The organism is Castellaniella sp., from assembly GCF_004321985.1.
Classification (GTDB): domain Bacteria; phylum Pseudomonadota; class Gammaproteobacteria; order Burkholderiales; family Burkholderiaceae_B; genus Castellaniella.
In genome coordinates this window covers 14,979-34,776 of sequence record NZ_SCQN01000055.1, presented here as the reverse complement: position 1 = coordinate 34,776, position 19,798 = coordinate 14,979, and the positions used below count along the sequence as shown (strand labels likewise).

The window sequence follows — 19,798 nt, the reverse complement described above, 5'->3', positions numbered from 1 at the left end:
CATGCGGGCATGATCTCACGCCGTTGCATCGGCGCACCCGTTCACCGCATCGGCCAATGCATCCCATGCCAACAGCGCACAGCTCCTGCGCGAGGGCAAACCGCGAACGGAGGACAGGGGCTCCAGCGGCTCCGGAGCCTGCATCCGCTCCCCGTCAGCACCCAGCCACTGGTGCATGAAGGCGATCACATCGAGCGCTTCGGCCAGGCTTTTTCCCTCGGCCACCCCAGTCATGATCGAGGCCGAAGCCACGCAAATCGCACAGGCTCTGCCGCGAAAACGGACGCTCGTGAGCCGCTCGCCCTCGACGTCGATGCCGACCTCCACTTCGTCGCCACACAAAGGGTTTCGCCCGCGCCGCACAATTCTCATGCCGGTCGGATCCCCATAGTTACGGGGGTGACGGCCATGATCGAGCAACACATCCTTGTAGATCGTCACGACTCAGCCTCAGCCGGAACCGCTGGATGCCCCGCCGGCGCGCACGATTCACAACCATGAGTGGTCTCCACAGTGCGAGCGCCCGCGAAAGCCTGGCCGGTGCGAGGCAATTGCTGCAGGCGCAGACCGCTGCCACCACGGCGCAGCATGATGATCTCGCTGATGACCGATACCGCGACCTCTTCAGGGGTCCTCGCACCCAGATCCAGACCCGCGCGAGCTACCACCTTGGCCAGCTCGTCCTCCGGGAAGCCCTCCTGGCGGAGATAATCCATCACGAGCCCGGCGCGTTTACGACTTGCAATCAGCGCAATATAGCCCGGCTTCAGCGCCAGGGCCCGTCGCATCGATTCATGGTCGCCCTTGTGTTGCGTCGCAATGACTACGAAATCTTCCGGCCCCGGCTTGAGTTCCTGATAATCGAGATCATCCGTCACCAGACGGGCGGCCGACGGGAATTTGACCAGTGTAGCGGACGGGTCATTGACGACCACATCAAGGCCCACCAGATCACCGACCTCGCAGATGCACTCGGCGATCCGGCCATGCCCCATGATCCAGAGCGTGGGTTTGGGCCGTATCGGCTCAACGTAAACGCGCATGCTGCCTCCGCACGGCATCCCGACCCCCAGCACCTCGTCGTCCAGATCCACATCGATCACTGTGGTTTCCCCAGTCGCCATGCACTGCAGGCCGGTCTGGCACACCGCCGATTCCGCGCAACTACCGCCTACCCATCCCCACACGACTCCCCCATCCTGATCGATGACCGCCTTGGATCCGGTCTTTGCGGAAACGGAGCCGATGACCTCCACCACCGTTGCGACCGCGTGGGGTACCTTTTTCTGACGGAGCTCCATCAATACGTCGATGATCTCCTTGGCCATATATCCTCCCGCTTGACTGCCCTGCGACGCCTGGTTCTGCGCGCAGAGCACCTGCTACTTCATACATCGCAATCGATCATCCGGTCAACACGGGACGGACGCGGCAACACCTCCCAAGGGCGGCGCCCCGGGTCATGCATATCCTTGATATTTGAAGTCGTGGTATGAAAGGCAGCGGAGAGCCGAAACCGATGATCAACCCTCAAACGCAGCAGCCGCCCGTCCGATACGGTCATTGACCCCCTGCCAGGCAGGCTCCAGAGGCGGACGCTGGAGCACGATGCGGTCGTAGCCGGCGGCATCCAGTTCGCGCAGCAGGGCATAGAGACGATGCGCATAGGCGGCGGGGTCATCGGGAGCAATCACCCAGTCGACCCCTTCAGGTGCAGGGCCGGGTGCGGCGCCCAGCACCACCACAGCCACCCGCTGGCTGGCATCCGCCTCTGGCCGCGATGATGACGGCGCTGAATGATGCCGCCAGGCCCGCAGGGTCTCGGCCGACACCAGCGACAAGGGCGTGCGTGGCGCATAGTGTGCCTTCAACGACCCGGACACGCGCGGTGCCGCCGCATCCGGCTGCGCCGGGAGATCACCCAGGACATCCGCCAACTGCAGGCTGCTGATCCCCCCGGGCCGCAACAGCGTCGGCGCAACGCCCTGGTCCAGGCGCGACAAATCCAGAATCGTCGACTCGATGCCGACCTCGGATTCGCCGCCCTCCAGGATCATCAGAGATTGCGCGTCGAGATCGGGAAACTCACGGCGGACGTGCTCGGCTCGTGTGGGCGACACCTGGCCGAACTGGTTGGCCGAGGGCGCCGCCACGCCGCCACAGCCATGAGACTTGAGTCCCGCAAACACATGCAGCAGAGTCTGGGCCACCGGGTGCGAGGGGCAGCGCAGGCCGATGCTGTCCTGCCCGCCGCTGACCACGTCCGGAATACGCGCGGCTCTGGGCAGGATCAGCGTGAGCGGCCCAGGCCAGAATGCCGCCATGAGCTTGCGCGCCAGCGGTGGCACGGCAGTGACCCAATAGGCCGGGTCAGTGTCCGGCGCCAGATGCACGATGATGGGGTGATTGGCCGGGCGCTGCTTGGCCGCGTAGATGCGGGCGACGGCCATCGGATTCTCGGCATCCGCTCCCAGACCATAGACCGTCTCCGTCGGAAACGCCACCAGCCGGCCCTGTACGAGACGGTGCGCCGCCTCGACGATCCTGTCGTGGTCTGGATCAGACATCCGGTAGCCCCAGCACCGCCGCGACCCGGGCGATACGGGCATGCAGCTCCGTTGCCGTGTCGGCCAGCAAGTTCACATGTCCCATCTTGCGTCCTGGCCGCGCCTCGGACTTGGCGTACAGATGCAGGCGCGTACCCGGTACCGCGAGCACACCCGACCAGTCTGGTTCCCGCCGCTGGTCCCGAGCATCGAACCAGAGGTCGCCCAGCAGATTCAACATGGCTGCGGGACGCAACACATCCGTACCCCCCAACGGGAGCCCGGCCATGATGCGCGCCTGCTGCTCGAACTGGCTCACCAGACAGGCGTCCTGGGTGTAGTGACCGCTATTGTGGGGACGCGGAGCCATCTCGTTGGCAATCACACGACCGTCCCGCAACACGAAGAATTCCACACCCAGCACGCCGTGATAGTCCAACGCACGGGCAATGCGCAGCGCATCGTCACGCGCCCGGCCGGCGACGGCTTCCGGTACCGAGCCGTCGACCAGCGAAAGGGCCAGAATGCCATCGCGATGCCGGTTGCGCGACGGCGGATAGGTCACGGCGTTACCCGACAGATCGCGCGCCACCATGACGGAAATTTCGTAATCCAACGGCTGCAAAGCTTCCAGCACACATGGGACATCATGCAGAGCCTCAAACGCCTGCAGTGCCTGGCCGCGATCCGCCACCCGAACCTGGCCCTTGCCGTCATACCCCAACCGCGCCGTCTTCAGAATGCCGGGAAAGAGCGCTGCGTCGCAGGTTTGCAGATCGGCCGGTGTACGCACGGCGGCATGCGGCACAACGGCCGCGCCAGAATCGTGGATGAACGCCTTTTCGTCCAGGCGGTCCTGGGCAATGGCCACGCAGTCACCGGATGGCGCCGTGATGCAGGTTCTGGACAAGCGCCTGAGGCTGTCGGCTGGGACGTTCTCGAACTCCGTGGTGACGGCCACGCAGCGCTGCGCAAGCTGATCCAGTGCCACCGGGTCATCGTAAGCCGCGCGGATGTGCCAATCGGCCACCATGCCGGCCGGGCTGGTCTCGCCCGGATCGAGCACCGCAACCCGATAACCCATGGCCTGCGCCGCGTGACAGAACATGCGGCCCAACTGGCCGCCGCCCAGCACCCCTAACCAGGCCCCGGAGGGCTGAGGTCCGGATGAAGCGTTCATGCATTCTCCGGCGGCAGCACCATCGCACGCGCCTTGTCGGTCTGGCGCGCCCGGTAGGCCTTCAGCCGCAACAACAGATCGCCATCGGTCATGGCCAGATTGGCCACCGCGTGCAGGGCGGCATTGGCCGCGCCCGATTCGCCGATAGCAAAGGTCGCCACCGGCACGCCGCGTGGCATCTGTACGATGGACAACAGTGAATCTTCGCCGCGCAGGTAGTGCGACGGCACCGGGACACCAAAGACGGGAACCGGCGTCAGCGCCGCCATCATGCCCGGGAGGTGCGCCGCCCCTCCCGCACCGGCGACGATGGCACGGAGCCCACGGTTGTATGCCTGAGAACCGTACTCCACCATATCCAGCGGCATGCGGTGCGCCGAGATCACGTGGGATTCATACGGCACGCCAAACTCGTCCAGGATCGCCGCTGCATGTCGCATGATCTCCCAGTCGCTGGAAGACCCCATGATGATGCCCACGACGGGGGACACAGCGCCTTGTGCGGCTGCGGCCGGCTGCGAGTCCTGCTGCGGTGCCACCGCCCGGTCCCCGGACCCGGAGGCAATCATGCGGCGCCCTGGGTCAACCGATCCAGGGCCTCCTGGTATTTGGCGGCAGTGCGTTGCAGCACATCGGCCGGCAGCCTGGGGGCAGGCGGCTTCTTGGCCCAGTCCTGGGTCTCCAGCCAGTCGCGCACGAACTGCTTGTCGAACGACGGTGGGCTGATGCCCAGCGCATAACCATCAGCCGGCCAGAAACGCGAGGAATCAGGCGTCAGCACCTCATCCATGAGGTGCAGCGTACCGTGCTCGTCCAGACCGAATTCGAACTTGGTGTCGGCAATCAGGATGCCGCGCCCACCGGCGTAATTGGCTGCCTCGGCGTACAGCGACAGCGTGGCGGTGCGCACGGCCTCGGCCATCTTCAGGCCGATCTGGCCCACCACATACTCGAAATCGACGTTCTCGTCGTGGTGTCCGAATTCGGCCTTCGCAGCGGGCGTGAAGATCGGCTGCGGCAGCTTTTCGGCCTGCCGCAGGCCTGCCGGCAGTGCCACCCCACACACGGAGCCGTTCGCCTGGTAGTCCTTCCAACCCGACCCGGCCAGATAACCACGCGCGACGGCTTCGACCAGAATCGGCTTCAACCGCTTCACCACCATGGCCCGGCCTGACACCTGATCGCGCTCCTGAGGCGTAACCACGTCTTCGGGTGCAATGCCCGTCGCGTGAGTGGGCATCTGGTGACCCAGCCGCTTCAGCCAGAATTCGGTCAGAGCTGTCAGGATCCTGCCCTTGCCGGGAATGGGATCATCCAGGATCACGTCGAACGCCGAGATCCGGTCCGTCGCCACGATCAGCAGTTTGTCGTCGCCCACGGCATACATGTCGCGGACCTTGCCGCGCCCCAGCAGGGGCAGCGACGTGATGGAGGATTGAAGCAAGGCCGTCATGGAGACTTATTTCACCTGTTGCTTGAGTTCACCGGAGGCATAGCGCGCAGCCATGTCGGACAGCGGAATGGCCTTGATCTGCGGGGCATGCCCCGCCGTGCCGAACTGTTCATAACGCGCCACGCACAGTTTTTTGGCCGCCTCGCGGGCGGGTTTCAGATATTCGCGCGGGTCGAACTTGGACGGGTTCTCGCCGAAGAACTTGCGGATCGCCCCAGTCATGGCCAAACGGATGTCGGTATCGATGTTGACCTTGCGCACGCCGTGCTTGATGGCTTCCTGAATTTCCTCGACTGGCACGCCATAGGTTTGCTTCATGTCGCCGCCAAATTCGCGGATGATGGCGAGCAGTTCCTGCGGCACGCTGGAGCTGCCATGCATAACCAGGTGCGTATTGGGCAAGCGCGCGTGGATTTCCTTCACGCGCTGGATGGACAGGGTTTCACTGGTCGGCTTGCGGCTGAATTTGTAGGCGCCATGGCTGGTGCCCACCGCGATAGCCAGGGCATCCAGTTGCGTCTGACGCACGAAATCGGCAGCCTGCTCGGGGTCCGTGAGCAACTGCTCGCGCGTCATGGTGCCTTCGGCGCCATGCCCGTCTTCCTTGTCGCCTTTCATGGTTTCCAGCGAGCCTAGGCAGCCGAGTTCGCCTTCCACAGTGACACCGACCTTGTGCGACATCTCCACGACCTGTCGGGTCACATCCAGGTTGTAGTCATAGCTGGAGACGGTCTTGCCGTCGGCCATGAGAGAGCCGTCCATCATTACGCTGGAGAACCCCAGGCCGATCGCACCCCGGCACACGTCCGGCGACTGCCCATGGTCCTGGTGCATGACGACCGGAATGTGCGGATAAGAACTCACGGCCGCCTGGATCAGGTATTTGAGGAAGCCTTCGCCGGCGTACTTGCGAGCCCCGGCCGAAGCCTGCATGATCACCGGACTGCTGGTCTGATCGGCGGCCTCCATGATGGCCTGAACCTGTTCCAGATTATTGACATTGAAGGCGGGGATTCCGTAGCCGTGCTCGGCCGCGTGATCGAGAAGCTGACGCATGGAAACCAGGGCCATGGGGGACCTCCTGAATGGGAAAATGGCGGGAAATCAGATTCATGTGATTTTAAGGCGTAACGGGAATCGGTGCTGATGGCGCCCCTCTCAGGCCGGCCCGCTGACCCGCCGCGCGGACTTGGGGCGGAACGCCCTCACAATCTCATCGTGCGTGTCGATGTAGGGGCCGCCAATCAGATCCAGACAATACGGCACCGCCGCAAAAATGCCCGGCACCTGCAGCACCCCATCCGCGCCCCGCAGCCCCTCCAGCGTCTCCTGGATGGCCTTTGGCTGGCCCGGCAGGTTGATGATGAGCGCTGCATGATCGGGAAGCTCGCGGATCACGGCCACCTGCCGCGACAGGATCGCAGTAGGTACGAACTTCAGGCTGACCTGGCGCATCTGCTCACCAAAACCAGGCATTTCGCGGGTCGCAACGTCCAGCGTCGCCTCGGGCGTCAGATCGCGCCGCGCGGGCCCGGTGCCGCCGGTGGTGAGCACCAGATCGCAACGAGCCTGGTCCACCAGTTCCCTGAGGGTCGTGGCGATGCCTTCGCGTCCGTCCGGGATGAGCCGGGAGACGATTTGCGGCGGGCGGGTCAGTGCACCACGCAGCCATTGCTCGAGCGCAGGAATACCCTTGTCTTCATAGACTCCCGCAGCCGCTCGATCCGAAATGGACACCAGTCCGACCAGCAGTTCGTCGGGATGCGTGCGATGCAAGGGGAAGGTTTCAGCCATGATGTGGCACCTGCAAAATGAAGTTTCTCCGGACCATCATTCTATTTGACCTGGCAGTGCTCGCACGGACAGCTGCGGCGCCAGACAGGGTATAAACATGGGATGAACACTCTGCTTCTGATTGGCGGCGACCTGTGCATGCGCACGGCCGGCCGTCTGGACTCTGCCGAATGGCAATGCGCTGGCCTGCGGCGGCGCCCCGTCCTGGCCACCCCCGGCAGCCGAATCCGGTGGTTTCAGGCAGACCTCCGCGATCCCGCAAGCCTGTCCGCCGCACTATCCGCCATCCCGCCCACCACCCACCTTCTGTATGCACCGGCGCCGGATGCGCGTACACCCGAAACCTATGTCCAAGTCTACCCGGAAGGGCTGCGGACGCTGCTGGAGACACTCCCCGAACCGGAACGGCTGAGACGCTGCGTCATGGTGGATTCGACGGCCGTCTGGGGTCCGTCGAATGCCTGGGTGGACGAGGAAACCCCTGCCAATCCAGAGGACTTTCGCGGCGCGTCCATGCTGGCAGCCGAAGCCCTGCTGCACGAGCAGCTGACTGGCCGGTTTCAAAATGTAATCGGCACCGCCTTGCGCCTCTCAGGCCTCTATGGCCCTGGCCGCCTTCGGCTGATCGAAGGCCTGCGCAGCGGGCGCATCAAGGCCCCGACCGGTCCGGGCCACTGGGCAAACCGCATTCACATCGAGGATGCGGCATCCGCCTGTGCTCATCTTCTGGCGCTGCCGAAACCGTTGTCCTGCTACATCGGGACGGACGATCACCCGCTGCCGACGGCCGATCTGTATGACGCTCTGGCGCGGATGGCGGACTGTCACCTGCCCGACCGCGAAACCCGCCCGCCAGACGGCAAACGGCTATCCAACGCAAGGTTGCGGGCCAGCGGCTGGACGCCTCAGTGGCCGGACATGACGACAGGCTACGCACAGGCCCTTGTCAGCGCCGCCCGATCAGCACCCCCGATCCGCTGCGCCGAAGCAGCCAGGCCACCACGCACAGCACCACCACGCAGGTCGCCGACGTGACCAGCACCAGAACGTCAGCCATGCCATCGTCGCCGGCCTGAACCGCCTCATAGATCGCAATCGACAGCGTCTGCGTGCGGCCCGGGATGCTGCCAGCCACCATCAGCGTGGCGCCGAACTCGCCCAACGCGCGAGCAAACGCAAGCAGTATCCCCGCCAGGATCCCACGGGCGGCCAGCGGCAGGCTGACCAGCAGGAACACCGCCACACGCCCTGCACCCAGCACGGAAGCAGCCTGTTCAAGCCGATGATCCACCGACAGAAAGGCCGCGCGCGATGCCTTCAGCACCATAGGGAAAGCAACCACCGAGGCTGCGACGGCGGCACCTTGCCAGGTGAAGACCAGCTCGAAACCATGGGCCTGCAGCCACTCTCCCAGCCAGCCCCTTCGGCCAAACAGCACCAGCAGGTAATAGCCAATCACCGTCGGCGGCAACACCATGGGCAGCGTGAGCAGCGAATCCATGAAATCGCCCCAATGGGAGCCCTGGCGCGACAGACCATAAGCCACCGTGATCCCGGCCAGCGACGCGAGAACCGTGGCCCATCCGGCGACCTTCAGGGACAGCAGCAGAGGAACCCAGATATCCCCCATCGATTCAGCCACCGTTTCCAAAACAATTCATCAACCGTACGCCACGGAGCTCATGGACGGCTGAATCCGTAGCGTTGCAATACAGCCCGACCGGCATCCGACAGCACATATTTCAAGAATCCCGAAGCTTCGGGGGAACGCCCCTTCCGGCGCACCAGCGCAATCGGATAGACGACCGGCACAGGTGTAGCGACCACCTGCACCACACGAACCTTGTTCCTCAGCAGGGCCGCATCCGTCGCAAAGACGAAACCGGCATCTACCTCGCCTCGTTCCACATAGCTCAGCACCTGACGCACATTCTGCCCCAGGATCTGATTCGCCTGGACCGTGGACCACAGACCGGCCTTCTCCAGCGCCGCCCGCGTGTAACGGCCCACCGGAACCGACACCGGATTCCCCAGCGCAATCCGTGTGACACCCGGCTTGCCCAGATCAGCGAGCGACTTGATATGGTGGGGGTCCCGCACAGGCACGATCAGCACGACCTCATTGCGCACGAAATTCACGCGAGTCGCCGGATCGATGACACCCGCTGCCTGAGCCTTGTCCATGGCCTTCTGGTCGGCCGACGCGAACACGTCGGCCGGCGCGCCTTCGATGATCTGACGCAGCACCACGTCGGACGCCCCAAACGTAGTCAGTATCAGCTCACCCGGATGCACCGATTGATACTGTACGGCCAGATCCTTGAATGCATTGGTCAGGCTGGCAGCCGCCGACACCAGCACCTCGCCCGCCTGTGCCGGGAGCCAGGCACACAACACCAGGCAACCAGCCAGCCAACGGAGCCGATTCATGTTAATCAACCTCATTGGATTGATGGACTGAAAAGCCACCAGCGTATCACGCCCCATCGTCATGGCAAACGATCCCGCCGCTTTGCGATGCGGGTCGTGCCACCGGACCGGCAGTCGATTGAGGCGATAACCGCACCGTGCTGTCGGTCGCTCTGCTGCCCTCGCCAGAAAGCTCATAATGACACGGACAAGGCCTGTACCAGTGCCGGCACCGCAAACAGCGGAAGCCTGCCGGCAGGCCGGCTCAAGGAGCTCCCCATGGCCACTCGTTACACCGGCGTGACCGCCAACATCCTGGACGCAGTCGGCGACACGCCGCTCATGGAAATCGACGGCATATTCGCCAAATGCGAATTTCTGAACCCATCAGGGTCGATCAAGGCGCGAATCGCCAAATACATCATCGAGCGCGCAGAGCAGACGGGCACACTGAAGCCCGGAGACACCATCGTCGAGGCCACCAGCGGCAACACTGGCAACGCATTTTCCATGGTGGCCGCCGTCAAAGGCTACAAGATGATCGTCGTCATGCCGGAAGGCCTGTCCACGGAACGAGTGGCAATCTCGCGCGCCTATGGTGCGGAAGTCCTTTTCAGCGGCACCTTCCACGTCAACGACGCGTTGGAACGCGCCCGACAGCTCGGTCAACAGCCCGGGTTCTTCTTCCCCGGCCAGTTCGAGTCGGAATGGAATGTCGAGGAGAACCGCGAGCTGCTGGGGCCGGAAATCCTTGCACAGCTTCCAGAAGGCCGCATTCCCGATGCCTTCGTGCACGGAGTCGGCACCGGAGGCACACTGATCGGCGTCGGCCAGGCCTTCCGTGAGGTCAACCCGCACGTACGGCTGTTTGCCATGGAGCCCTCGGAATCCCGTACCATCCTGTGCGGCGAGGTCGCGCTGCACCAGATCGAGGGCATCTCGGACGGCTTCGTGCCGGGCATCTTTGCCCACCACCGGGAACTGGTCAACGACACGCTAGGCATCTCCAGCACCGCCGCTGTGGACGAGATGCGCCACCTCGCACGAAAGCGTGGCCTGTTCTGTGGCCCCAGCTCTGGCGCCCACTTACTCGCCGCAAAGCGAATCCGCGAGCAACACCCCGAATTGAAGACCGTGGTCACCATCCTGGACGATGAAGGCGAGAAATACCTGCATGATTTCTTCATGCCCCCGCCAGGATCAGACGCGAAGACGGTGCCGTTTCACTGAACGCCCAACCCTCCAGGGATCGCTGCTGGCAACGACCGAGGCCGAAAACGCAAATCACGCCGTCCAGTCCTGCGATAGAATCTACCGAGAACATCGGCACCGCCGATGAGCCTCGCCCTTCCTGCCAACGAACTCGACGACCGCCCCTATCGCGCTGTGCGACATGGGCCCGGGCAGGACCGGGGATATGTGGCCGAACGTGAAGAGAGGCAGACCTTGGCGACGCATGATTCGGAACCCATCTCCTGGGAGGCCGCGGCTGCATTGATGGTGCGGCGCGCGGAGCAGAGTGCCTTCACCCTTGAAGGCAAAGGTTTCCCACACTGGGCAGATGCCAGTACCGGCAAGTGGACCACGACGCCCGATGGCGACTGGACTGGTGGTGCTTTTCCGGGGATCCTGTGGCTGGGATACAGGCTCACCGGCGGGCAGCAGCTACGGGACCTGGCACACACCTGGGGGCTGCGCCTTCGACCACGCGTGCATCGCCAGACCGTGTTCAAGGGCTTTGGATTCTTCTGCGGCGCAGTCCTGGGCAGCATCCTGGCCAAGGACGATGAATTGGGGCGGATGGCCGAGGAAGCAGCCGAGTCGCTCGCTGCGCAATTCGATCCGGTGCTGGGCCTGATCCCGCTGGGTCCGGAAGCCGAGGAAGCCGGCGAGACGGGCAGCGTCTTCAGCAGCATAGACTCGCTTCAGGCAAGCCCGCTGCTGTACTGGGCGGCCGACGAGGCCGCCAATCAGCGGTTCCGCGAGTGTGCGGATCGCCATACGGAGCAGGTATTCCGTGTGCATTGCCGCCCCGACGGCTCCATCATCCAGTCCAGCGAACTGGATGCGACGACGGGACGAGTGAAGCGCCACTTCACGCACAAAGGCTTCAGCAATACCAGCATCTGGGGCCGAGCCCAGGGATGGGGGATGCTGTATACCGCCATGGCATTCGTGCGCACCCGACAACCACAGTGGCTGGCCCACAGCATGCGCGCGGCAGACTGGTGGCTGGCCCATTTGCCCGCGGACGGGGTTGCTTATTGGGATTTCGACGATCCGGCCATCCCGGACGCTCCGCGCGACACGGCGGCCACCACGATCGCCAGCGCAGCACTGTTGCGCTTGGCGCAGTACGCGCCCACAGCCGATGACCGTGCGCGCTATCGGCAGGCGGCGGAACACTCGGTGCGCGCATTGGTGCGCGACTATCTGACGCGCGAAGGCGGCGGCCGGCCGGCTGGCATGTTGGTCGGGGGCTGCTTCAACAACCGTCCCGATTCCCGGTCGCATGACCGGGTGACCAACGCGGAACTGATTTTCGGTTCCTATTTCCTTGTCGAGTGCCTCCTGCTGCTAGTGGGCTCGCTCAAGGCCGAGGAGCTCTGACGGGATCCCCTGGCTGGACATCCCGGGGATTCTCCTCTTCGAAACCCGGCCAGTCCGTTGGATCACACTTCCGGGTATCAGTGACTTTCTTGTGGGTGGAAGCAAATGGCGTTCGGATTGGAAGGCGTACGGATCCTGAGTTTCAATCATTTCTTCATGGGGCCGGTCGGCGTCCAGCATCTGGGCGACCTGGGTGCCGACGTCATCTCGGTCGAACCCATCCAGGGTGCGTTCCAGCGCAAGTGGGGCGGGACCGGTGAGACCGTGGATGGCCAGACCATGCTGCAGCTGGCGGGCAACCGGAACAAGCGCAGTCTGGCGCTCAATCTCAAGGACCCTCGGGGCGTCGAGATCGCACGCCAGCTGATTGCCACAGTGGACGTGCTGGCCGAGAATTATCGTCCCGGAGTCATGGACGGACTGGGTCTGGGCTACGAGGCCGCCAGGGCCATCAAGCCGGACATCATCTATGCGGCAGCTTCCGGTTTCGGGACAACGGGCCCTTACGTCAATCGTCCGGGCCAGGACCTGATCATTCAGGCAATGTCGGGGCTTGCGGCCATCACTGGCGATCGTGAACATGGGCCGCGCGCCGTCGGAGTCTCCGTCGTGGATCACCATGGCGCGGCGCTCTATGCGATGGGAATCCTGGCAGCCTTGCTGCGGCGTGAGCGCACGGGGCAAGGCGGCAGGGTCGATGTGAATCTGCTGTCCTCAGCAATTGACCTGCAACAGGAATCGTTCGTGTGCTACCTGAACAGCAAGCAGCCGCCAGCGGACATCCGTCAACCGGGCAGGGTTTCAGGATGGTATTTTCCGGCACCCTATGGCGTGTATCCGAGCCGGGACGGCCATCTGGCAATCTCTCTCTGCCCGCTGGAAACCATCTACGACGTGCTGGGCGTGCCCGCATCAGAACGGATTCCCGAGGCGGAGGCCTTCCAGCGGCAAGAAGACATCTCAACGATTCTGGCGCACTACCTCATTCGCGAAACCACAGCGCATTGGGTCGACCGGTTTGAAGAAAGGCATATCTGGTACTCGCCGGTCAACGATTATGCCGCTGTGCTCGCCGACCCTCAGGTCCGTCACCTGCAAAGCTTCGCTGAGGTCGAAGGCTGGACGGGTACGCCGGTGGGGTTGGTCAGCCACCCCGTCCGCTATGACGGCCAGGCACCGGGCGTACGCCTGCCGCCGCAGGCCCTGGGCGCCCAGACACAGGAAATTCTGGGAGAACTCGGCCTGAACCAGGAGACCATTGAAGGCCTTCGCAATCACGGGGTGGTCAGTTGGAGCGACAGTTCCTCCGGAAGTCCGACAACCGAATGAGGTTGGAAAAAGACGGCCAGTTCATTCCCACCTGGCCAGCTTGGCAAGGGAGGCCTCGTCGAACCCGAACCCCAGGCCCGGTTCCTGGTGAAGCTGGATCTTGCCATTCTTGAATGAAAGCTGGCGATCGAGCAGCTTGCGGAAGTTGAGCACCTGGTCGTTGGCGAAGAATTCCACGAAATGCGCGTTGGGCATGCTGGCGACCAGCGGCGCATGCAGGTCGTGAAACCAGTGCGGCAGCATCACCAGGCCGTTGCTGGCCGCCGTCTGAGCGATCCGGCGCCATTCCGTGATCCCGCCGCATACGGCCGCGTCGGTCTGGAGGATGGACGCACCGCCTTTTTCCATCAGGGCCTTGTGGTACCAGCGTCCATAGCCGATTTCGCCCGTGGCAATGGGGACCCGCGTCAGTTTCGCCAGACGCGCGTGGTTGTCGATGTCGTCCGGCAGGAACGGTTCTTCGAAGAAATAGGGATCATAGGCTTCAAAACGACGCACATAGCGCATGGCCTGAGTCGTGTCGGACCAAGCATTATTCATGTCCATCATAATGTCGATGTCGGGACCGACCGCCTCGCGCACCGTCCTGAGTCGGATTTCTTCTTCAGCGGGCGAGAGGCGCCCGGATTTCATCTTGACCGCCTTGAAACCCAGCGCGACATAATCCGTCATTTCCTTGGCAAGGTCGTTGGGGCTCTTGCCGTCGAGATAGTAGCCGCCACTCGCGTAGGCCGGAACCTCGTTCAGGTCCATGGCGCCCAGATATTTATGCAGCGGAACCCCATGGGTCCTGGCATTCAGATCCCACATGGCAATGTCCAGCGCGCTAAGTGCCCGCATCGCGGTTCCCGCGCGGCCCTGCAGCAAGGCCTCCTGGTACATGGCGGCCCAGTGGGCCTCGGTCGCGTACGAGTCGGCGCCCAATAATAGCGGCTTAAAGAGGTCCTTCACGATCTTCGTGAAAATGGCGCCACCCGAAGTCCCGACATAACAGAAACCGATCCCTTCTACCCCATCGGTCGAACGAATCTTCACGAGGCCATAATGCCGTTCGGACACCGTCCGGTTGGAGAACGATGTTATTTTATCCAGGGGGACAGCCGGTGCGCAGGTCTCGATAGTGGCAATGGTGGGCATGGGTTTCTTCCTATGAACGAGAACGGCGGATGATTCAAGATATGATGTTCCACCGGATTATCGGGGTGTTATGTTCTGCTGTTCATTCTTTGCGATACCGGTTCAAAGAACAATGCCTTTTCTGTGGGTTTAGAATGAACGGAAAGTGGATTTTCAGGAGTATCGCGGGATGAGTCGAACGCCTTGTTGAAGAAAAATGGACACACGTTTCCTCGAAAGCTTTGTCAAGGTCGTCGAGCTCGGCTCCATCGCCGGAGCGGCCCGCTCACTACATCTGACGCCCACGGCGGTGTCGCTGCGCATCAAATCACTCGAGGAAGAGGTCCATGAGCGGCTGATCGAACGCGCGGGGCGCACGGTCGTGCCAACGGATGTGGGGATCAAGGTCCTGTCGCGGGCAAGACTGCTGCTCTCTGAGGTCGATAATTTCTTGTCCATGGCCAGCAGCAACGAGTTTCCGGCGGGACCGCTGACCCTGGGAGCGATTCCTTCAGCCATGGACAGCATGCTCCCCGCAATGCTGCGCCGATGGACGAGCAGGCACCCCGATATTTCCATCCTGCTGGAGCCTGCCTCATCGACCATCTTGTACCAACGCGTCCTGGACAAGGATCTGGACGCAGCCATCCTGACCAAGCCGCTGTTCAACCTTCCCAAGATCTGCGATTGGCAGCTTCTTTGGACCGACACCATTGTGTTGCTGACACCGACCGATATCGGCGGCCAGCATCCATTCGACATCATTCGCCAGAACCCCTTCATCCGGTACGACCGGAGGGTCGTGGGCGGCAAGATGGTCGACGATTATCTGAAGGCCCATAATCTCGAACCCAACACGCAGGTGGAGCTTGACGGAATCCTGCACATCGCAAACTTTGTCAGGAACGGTCTGGGTGTCGCCATCCTGCCCAGCTCGGCTGCCTACGGAATCGACGGCCCGTCGGTGCGACAGCATCGCCTGCCGGGGCCCACTCCCACCCGGTCGGTCGGCCTGCTGATGCTGCGCTCTTCCATTCGCAAGGAACTGGTCCAGGAGTTTCGCCGCGTCGCGTTGTAGCCGCCCTGGCGGATCACATATGCGAGAACATCGGCTGACCGGGCGTGTCGAGCCTGGCCGTCAGGACAGACCCCGAATCTGATTCGGTGATGTAGAGCGTCCGGTTGTCAGGTCCGCCATAAGCCAGGTTGGTGGTTGCCAGCCCTTTGCACGAGTTGATGCGCGCAATGGGTTCGCCCAGCCGGCTGAATAGCCAGATGACACCCAGACCGATATGCGCGACAGCCAGATTGCCCGCACTGTCGATGGCAAGCCCATCGGGCCCGCCTAGCGCTCCTGAGAGCTGGATAAAGATTCCCACCTTGTAGGGCATGCGATTGTTGGGCCAAAGTGGCACCCGCCAGACACAGTTGCCACGGGTCGCGTTCACGAAGACCGCCGATTCATCGAGGCTGAGCACCAGACCGTTGGGACTGGGGATGTTGTCCAACAGCCGTACCAGTCGCCCGTTGGCTTCCAGGCGGTAGAGGCAGCCGGTGGGATCGTGCATACCCGTCATCCCCTGATCGGTGAAGTACAGGTCGCCGTTGGAGGCGAAGACGAGATCATTGACGCCCTTGAACCGATCCAGGATGGAGCGGTCCAGATAAGGCCTGACGATGCGTGTGTCGGGATCGACGACCATGATTCCGTGGCGATAGTCAGCCACGAAGATGCGCCCATCTCGGTGAATCTTCAACCCGTTGGGCTCGCCGTCGTATTCGACGAACAGCTCTACCTTCTTGCCATCGGGCGAGATGCGGAAGATCCGCCCCCAGGCCACGTCCACCACGAACAGGTTGCCGTCCCGGTCGAACGACGGACCTTCGAGGAAGCAACCGGTTTCCGCGCCGCCACGCTGCACGTCGACCCATTGGTTGGTCCGGCCCCGGATGCGAAACTCGTCGGGGATGACGGCGAATACCTCAGTGCTGATGACGGGGGGGGCGGCGAACATGGCGTTTCCTGGGGTGCAGTATGAATAAAATCAATCGACTCGGTCGGTTGATCCGACGAATTCGAGCGGACAATAGAACCCACCGTGGAACTGTGCCGCAATCGGATCTTCGGGGATGTTCCGGGCGAGGATCTCCTCGGCGAAGACCTCCGAGTCGTCTTCGGGGCGGTATCCGAGGAACTTCACATTGGAATTGTCCCAGCGGTTGCGCAGGTTGTTCGATACGCCGTAGGCTACGACGAAGTGGTAGGACTCGTGCTCGATGCAGCAGCGCACCAGTTGCGCCATATCCCGATGGCTGATCCAGGTGAGCAACTGCCTGGATTCGTCGGGCCGATCGGGCGTACGGAAGGTGCCTATCCTCAGGCAGGCTACCGACAGGCCGTACTTGTCTGCGTACATGCGCCCGACTGCTTCCCCGAATACCTTCGAGATGCCGTAGCGCGAGTCGGGGCGGGGCTGGACCGTGTTGTCGAGGAATTTCTCGCGGCGGTGGTAACCCACCGCGTGGTTGGAGCTCGCGAAGATGACCCGTCGGACACCGGCGCGTCGTGCCGCCTCGAAGACGTTGTAGCAGCCTTCGATGTTCATCGGCAGGATCTTCTCCCAGGTATCCGCACCCGGAATTCCGGCCAGGTGCACCACACAGTCAATGCCGTTCATGCAGCGTTCGACCGACTTCATGTCGCGGACGTCGAACGCGTAAATCTCTTCGTTCCCCTGCCCCGCTTCCTGGTCGGCGATGTCCGCAAGGCGCATGAGGCCGTACCGGCCGCGCAGATGCGTGCGCAGGCACGTGCCGATATTGCCGGCGGCGCCCGTGATCAGAATCTTGAGTTTCTTCGGTTGTGTAAAGGGAGTCATTGGATGCGCCATTCGGTTTCAGGATCGAAGAAATGTAATTGCTCGCTGGTGACGTGCAGGTCGACCTTCTGGCCCGCGGTAATGTGCAGCGTCGGGTCCATCCTGGAAACGGTGATAGCTTGCCCCTCGACCAGGGTTTCGATCACCAATTCCGCACCGAGCTGCTCCACGACCTCGACCTGTGCAGCGCCGATCGGCTTGTCCGTGGGGGTGATGGAAAGGTGTTCCGGCCGCACCCCCAGAATGACCTTGTGGTCCGCCCGAGAGAACAGCGCTTCGCGGCAGCGCGCTGGCACCGGAATGCGCAGCCCCGGCGCGTGTGCCACAAGCCCGCCTTCTTCCATGCGGATTTCCGCCGACAGGAAATTCATCGCAGGTGCTCCGATGAAGCCCGCGACGAACTTGTTGGACGGCTCGCTGTAGACCTGCAGGGGAGTACCGCATTGCTGGATGGAGCCATCCCGCATGACGACCACTCGATCACCCAAGGTCATCGCCTCGACTTGGTCGTGAGTGACGAAGACGGACGTAGTGGGCACTCGCGCGCGCAACCGCTTGATTTCCACGCGCATCTGCGTACGCAGCTTGGCGTCCAGGTTGGACAGGGGTTCGTCGAAAAGGAACGCCTGGGGGTTCCGGACGATGCAACGGCCCAGGGCGACCCGCTGCTGCTGCCCACCCGAGAGCTGGCGCGGCTTACGTTGCAGCATCGTGCCCAGGCCCAGAATTTCGGTGACGTGACCGATGGCCTGCTTGATCTTTTCCTCTGGCATTTTCTTGTTGCGCAGGCCGAAAGCCAGGTTATCATACACCGTCATATGCTGGTAGAGGGCGTAATTCTGAAAGACCATGGCAATGTCACGATCCCGAGGTGGCAGGGTGTTCACGACGCGGTCACCGATGCGGATCTCGCCACTGCTGATGTCTTCCAGACCGGCAATCATGCGCAACGTGGTGGATTTCCCGCACCCCGAGGGACCGACCAGGACGACAAACTCTTTGTCGCTGATGGTCAAGTCCACGTCTTTGACTGCGTGGAATGTGGTGCCGTAGTGCTTGTTCACTCGACTCAGTACGATTTCACTCATGGGGGGCTCTTTCTAGTGCGATCCACACCACCAGACGGTGGCGTGGATCACCGGTTGACACCTCACTTGGCTGTTGCAGCGGCGTGAATGTTCTTGGCACCATCGGCCAGTGCTTTGGCGATGTCGTCACGCGACCCTGTGACTGCCTTGGTCATGGCGTCGTTGTACGCCTTGTGAACCGCGGGCCACGCTGGGAAGTAGTACGCTCCGCGTACCTTGTTCGGGTTGTCCAGGTAGACTTTCTGAAGTTGTGCCATGAAAGGATCGCTCTTGGCGATTTCAGGCCAGAAGTCCACGTTGGGGGGGGGTGCACCCGTCTTCTTCCAGAGCGCCATCTGGCCTTCCTTGTCGACCAACATGGCGGCGAGCATTTCCTTGGCTAGTTTCTTGTTGGCAGCGGGAGCGGCCTTCGGGATCGCCCAGCCCCAGAGGTCGTCCCAATTGCGGAACACCTTGCCTGAGGGACCCATCGGGAACTTGGCCAGCCCCACCTTGCCGGCGACCTTGGACTTCTTGGGGTCGTTGAAGTCTCCCCAGTAGGTGGTGTCGGCCACGGTGAACGCCGCGTTGCCGGCGGTAAAGACGGCATTGGCTTCGTTCCGCCCGTATGCCGGCATTCCGGGCGGGATGATCTTGTCCTTGTGCAGGGCATCCCACCAGAACTCCGCGGCTTGCTTGGCGCATTCCTGATCTAGATTGCTCTTCCAGCCGTTCTGTGCCAGCACCTTATTTTCCCGGGAGAACGTGGGCACCATGACGTCGCAATCATTGTTCCACATGGACCACAGGGTGGAGTTCCAGTCGCCGTTCGCGTCCATGCCGCCGACGAAGCCGTACTTGACCTTGCCTTCGGACTGCAGTTTCTTGCTCAGCGTCACCAGGTCGGCCCAGGTTTTGGGCAGCTCGCTTTCCTTGACCAGATCGGTGCGGTAGAAGAAGGCCCCCATGGTCTCTCCCATGGGCACGACGGTCATTTTGCCGTCTTTGTTGCTGAAGATGATGGGGCTGTTGCTCCACTTGTCGACGTGCTTGAGGGCGGCGATATCGTCCATCGGCTCCAGCAGATAGGCCCAGAGCTGCCCCCAGTCGTCGTTGTGCCAGATGACGTCATACTGGTCCGCGCCCGACGTGAGCGAGGCCGTCATCTTCTCGACATAGACCCCGTAAGAATTCGGAATCTTGACGATCTTGACGTTATGTGCCTTGCCCCACTTCACCATCATGTCGATGGATGCTTCCTGCAGCGGATTGGGTTGGTAGGCAATACGCAATTCCTTTTGCTGCGCCATGGCGCTGGTGGCGGACAGACCAGACAGGCTCAGTCCGACGACACACAGCGCAAGCAGCTGTTTTACTTTGAATTTAAACATCTGGCAGTCTCCTTCAATTGGGTG

20 protein-coding genes are annotated in these 19,798 nt (G+C 62.5%); 5 read left to right on the top strand and 15 right to left on the bottom strand.

What is annotated here, in order from left to right:
* Nucleotides 1-15: 15 nt before the first annotated feature.
* The 8 genes from sufU to mog form a co-directional block, all read right to left on the bottom strand.
* Nucleotides 16-441 carry a Fe-S cluster assembly sulfur transfer protein SufU gene (sufU, locus tag EPN31_RS14675; RefSeq protein ID WP_291774641.1) on the bottom strand — a complete coding sequence of 142 codons (426 nt, stop codon included), beginning with the start codon at nt 439-441 and terminating at the stop codon, nt 16-18.
* Complete coding sequence (locus tag EPN31_RS14670; RefSeq protein WP_291774638.1) at nt 438-1,328, bottom strand: XdhC family protein; 891 nt, start codon at nt 1,326-1,328, stop codon at nt 438-440. The genes sufU and EPN31_RS14670 overlap by 4 nt, the downstream gene beginning before the upstream one ends.
* A gap of 195 nt (nt 1,329-1,523) precedes the next feature.
* A complete protein-coding gene (locus EPN31_RS14665; RefSeq protein ID WP_291774635.1) occupies nt 1,524-2,567 on the bottom strand; it encodes an L-threonylcarbamoyladenylate synthase in 1,044 nt (347 codons plus the stop codon).
* Nucleotides 2,560-3,726: a 5-(carboxyamino)imidazole ribonucleotide synthase gene (locus tag EPN31_RS14660; protein ID WP_291774632.1), complete on the bottom strand. Its 1,167-nt coding sequence runs from the start codon at nt 3,724-3,726 to the stop codon at nt 2,560-2,562. The genes EPN31_RS14665 and EPN31_RS14660 overlap by 8 nt, the downstream gene beginning before the upstream one ends.
* Nucleotides 3,723-4,193: a 5-(carboxyamino)imidazole ribonucleotide mutase gene (gene purE / locus EPN31_RS14655; RefSeq protein ID WP_291774674.1), complete on the bottom strand. Its 471-nt coding sequence runs from the start codon at nt 4,191-4,193 to the stop codon at nt 3,723-3,725. Before purE ends, EPN31_RS14660 begins: the two co-directional genes overlap by 4 nt.
* Before the next feature lie 98 nt (nt 4,194-4,291).
* Nucleotides 4,292-5,179, bottom strand: coding sequence for a phosphoribosylaminoimidazolesuccinocarboxamide synthase (locus EPN31_RS14650; protein ID WP_291774629.1), 888 nt, complete (start codon nt 5,177-5,179; stop codon nt 4,292-4,294).
* 6 nt (nt 5,180-5,185) lie between these two features.
* Nucleotides 5,186-6,250: a class II fructose-bisphosphate aldolase gene (gene fba, locus EPN31_RS14645; RefSeq protein WP_291774626.1), complete on the bottom strand. Its 1,065-nt coding sequence runs from the start codon at nt 6,248-6,250 to the stop codon at nt 5,186-5,188.
* Between the two features lie 87 nt (nt 6,251-6,337).
* Complete coding sequence (gene mog / locus EPN31_RS14640) at nt 6,338-6,973, bottom strand: molybdopterin adenylyltransferase (protein ID WP_291774623.1); 636 nt, start codon at nt 6,971-6,973, stop codon at nt 6,338-6,340.
* A 102-nt stretch (nt 6,974-7,075) separates the two neighbouring features.
* On the opposite strand from mog, the gene EPN31_RS14635 reads away from it, so the two are divergent.
* Nucleotides 7,076-8,008: an NAD-dependent epimerase/dehydratase family protein gene (locus tag EPN31_RS14635; protein WP_291774620.1), complete on the top strand. Its 933-nt coding sequence runs from the start codon at nt 7,076-7,078 to the stop codon at nt 8,006-8,008.
* Here EPN31_RS14635 and modB read toward each other — a convergent pair.
* Nucleotides 7,920-8,603, bottom strand: a complete 684-nt coding sequence (gene modB, locus EPN31_RS14630; protein WP_291774670.1) for a molybdate ABC transporter permease subunit — start codon at nt 8,601-8,603, stop codon at nt 7,920-7,922. The two genes, EPN31_RS14635 and modB, sit on opposite strands and share 89 nt — an antisense overlap.
* 50 nt (nt 8,604-8,653) lie before the next feature.
* Complete coding sequence (gene modA, locus EPN31_RS14625; RefSeq protein WP_291774617.1) at nt 8,654-9,403, bottom strand: molybdate ABC transporter substrate-binding protein; 750 nt, start codon at nt 9,401-9,403, stop codon at nt 8,654-8,656.
* 258 nt (nt 9,404-9,661) lie between these two features.
* Here modA and EPN31_RS14620 point away from each other — a divergent pair, with 258 nt between their 5' ends.
* From EPN31_RS14620 to EPN31_RS14610, 3 genes are all read left to right on the top strand, one after another.
* Entirely contained in the window at nt 9,662-10,612 is a 951-nt protein-coding gene (locus tag EPN31_RS14620) for a PLP-dependent cysteine synthase family protein (protein WP_291774615.1), read from the top strand.
* Between the two features lie 105 nt (nt 10,613-10,717).
* Nucleotides 10,718-11,992: a glycosyl hydrolase gene (locus tag EPN31_RS14615; RefSeq protein WP_291774612.1), complete on the top strand. Its 1,275-nt coding sequence runs from the start codon at nt 10,718-10,720 to the stop codon at nt 11,990-11,992.
* Between the two features lie 105 nt (nt 11,993-12,097).
* The gene (locus EPN31_RS14610) at nt 12,098-13,321 is read left to right on the top strand and encodes a CaiB/BaiF CoA-transferase family protein (RefSeq protein ID WP_291774609.1); all 1,224 of its coding nucleotides are present in this window, start codon (nt 12,098-12,100) and stop codon (nt 13,319-13,321) included.
* Nucleotides 13,322-13,342: 21 nt separating this feature from the next.
* On the opposite strand, the gene EPN31_RS14605 is transcribed toward EPN31_RS14610, so the two are convergent.
* Nucleotides 13,343-14,458: a mandelate racemase/muconate lactonizing enzyme family protein gene (locus tag EPN31_RS14605; protein WP_291774606.1), complete on the bottom strand. Its 1,116-nt coding sequence runs from the start codon at nt 14,456-14,458 to the stop codon at nt 13,343-13,345.
* Nucleotides 14,459-14,654: 196 nt separating this feature from the next.
* Here EPN31_RS14605 and EPN31_RS14600 point away from each other — a divergent pair, with 196 nt between their 5' ends.
* Complete coding sequence (locus tag EPN31_RS14600; protein ID WP_291774603.1) at nt 14,655-15,515, top strand: LysR family transcriptional regulator; 861 nt, start codon at nt 14,655-14,657, stop codon at nt 15,513-15,515.
* Between the two features lie 13 nt (nt 15,516-15,528).
* On the opposite strand, the gene EPN31_RS14595 is transcribed toward EPN31_RS14600, so the two are convergent.
* The 4 genes from EPN31_RS14595 to EPN31_RS14580 form a co-directional block, all read right to left on the bottom strand.
* On the bottom strand, nt 15,529-16,452 hold the full coding sequence (locus EPN31_RS14595; RefSeq protein WP_291774600.1) for an SMP-30/gluconolactonase/LRE family protein: 924 nt from the start codon (nt 16,450-16,452) through the stop codon (nt 15,529-15,531).
* Between the two features lie 30 nt (nt 16,453-16,482).
* Nucleotides 16,483-17,316 (bottom strand): NAD(P)-dependent oxidoreductase, encoded by an 834-nt coding sequence (locus EPN31_RS14590; RefSeq protein WP_291774597.1) that lies wholly within the window; start codon nt 17,314-17,316, stop codon nt 16,483-16,485.
* Nucleotides 17,313-18,404: an ABC transporter ATP-binding protein gene (locus EPN31_RS14585; protein ID WP_291774595.1), complete on the bottom strand. Its 1,092-nt coding sequence runs from the start codon at nt 18,402-18,404 to the stop codon at nt 17,313-17,315. Before EPN31_RS14585 ends, EPN31_RS14590 begins: the two co-directional genes overlap by 4 nt.
* 62 nt (nt 18,405-18,466) lie before the next feature.
* A complete protein-coding gene (locus EPN31_RS14580) occupies nt 18,467-19,774 on the bottom strand; it encodes an extracellular solute-binding protein (RefSeq protein ID WP_291774593.1) in 1,308 nt (435 codons plus the stop codon).
* Between the last annotated feature and the right edge of the window lie 24 nt (nt 19,775-19,798).

Excerpts from the sequence above, each read along its gene's own strand:
- EPN31_RS14670 (WP_291774638.1), bottom strand. The coding sequence starts at position 1,328 with ATGGCCAAGGAGATCATCGACGTATTGATGGAGCTCCGTCAGAAAAAG.
- EPN31_RS14665 (WP_291774635.1), bottom strand. The coding sequence starts at position 2,567 with ATGTCTGATCCAGACCACGACAGGATCGTCGAGGCGGCGCACCGTCTC.
- EPN31_RS14660 (WP_291774632.1), bottom strand. The coding sequence starts at position 3,726 with ATGAACGCTTCATCCGGACCTCAGCCCTCCGGGGCCTGGTTAGGGGTG.
- purE (WP_291774674.1), bottom strand. The coding sequence starts at position 4,193 with ATGGGGTCTTCCAGCGACTGGGAGATCATGCGACATGCAGCGGCGATC.
- EPN31_RS14650 (WP_291774629.1), bottom strand. The coding sequence starts at position 5,179 with ATGACGGCCTTGCTTCAATCCTCCATCACGTCGCTGCCCCTGCTGGGG.
- fba (WP_291774626.1), bottom strand. The coding sequence starts at position 6,250 with ATGGCCCTGGTTTCCATGCGTCAGCTTCTCGATCACGCGGCCGAGCAC.
- mog (WP_291774623.1), bottom strand. The coding sequence starts at position 6,973 with ATGGCTGAAACCTTCCCCTTGCATCGCACGCATCCCGACGAACTGCTG.
- EPN31_RS14635 (WP_291774620.1), top strand. The coding sequence starts at position 7,076 with ATGAACACTCTGCTTCTGATTGGCGGCGACCTGTGCATGCGCACGGCC.
- modB (WP_291774670.1), bottom strand. The coding sequence starts at position 8,603 with ATGGGGGATATCTGGGTTCCTCTGCTGCTGTCCCTGAAGGTCGCCGGA.
- modA (WP_291774617.1), bottom strand. The coding sequence starts at position 9,403 with ATGAATCGGCTCCGTTGGCTGGCTGGTTGCCTGGTGTTGTGTGCCTGG.
- EPN31_RS14620 (WP_291774615.1), top strand. The coding sequence starts at position 9,662 with ATGGCCACTCGTTACACCGGCGTGACCGCCAACATCCTGGACGCAGTC.
- EPN31_RS14615 (WP_291774612.1), top strand. The coding sequence starts at position 10,718 with ATGAGCCTCGCCCTTCCTGCCAACGAACTCGACGACCGCCCCTATCGC.
- EPN31_RS14610 (WP_291774609.1), top strand. The coding sequence starts at position 12,098 with ATGGCGTTCGGATTGGAAGGCGTACGGATCCTGAGTTTCAATCATTTC.
- EPN31_RS14605 (WP_291774606.1), bottom strand. The coding sequence starts at position 14,458 with ATGCCCACCATTGCCACTATCGAGACCTGCGCACCGGCTGTCCCCCTG.
- EPN31_RS14600 (WP_291774603.1), top strand. The coding sequence starts at position 14,655 with ATGGACACACGTTTCCTCGAAAGCTTTGTCAAGGTCGTCGAGCTCGGC.
- EPN31_RS14595 (WP_291774600.1), bottom strand. The coding sequence starts at position 16,452 with ATGTTCGCCGCCCCCCCCGTCATCAGCACTGAGGTATTCGCCGTCATC.
- EPN31_RS14590 (WP_291774597.1), bottom strand. The coding sequence starts at position 17,316 with ATGACTCCCTTTACACAACCGAAGAAACTCAAGATTCTGATCACGGGC.
- EPN31_RS14585 (WP_291774595.1), bottom strand. The coding sequence starts at position 18,404 with ATGAGTGAAATCGTACTGAGTCGAGTGAACAAGCACTACGGCACCACA.
- EPN31_RS14580 (WP_291774593.1), bottom strand. The coding sequence starts at position 19,774 with ATGTTTAAATTCAAAGTAAAACAGCTGCTTGCGCTGTGTGTCGTCGGA.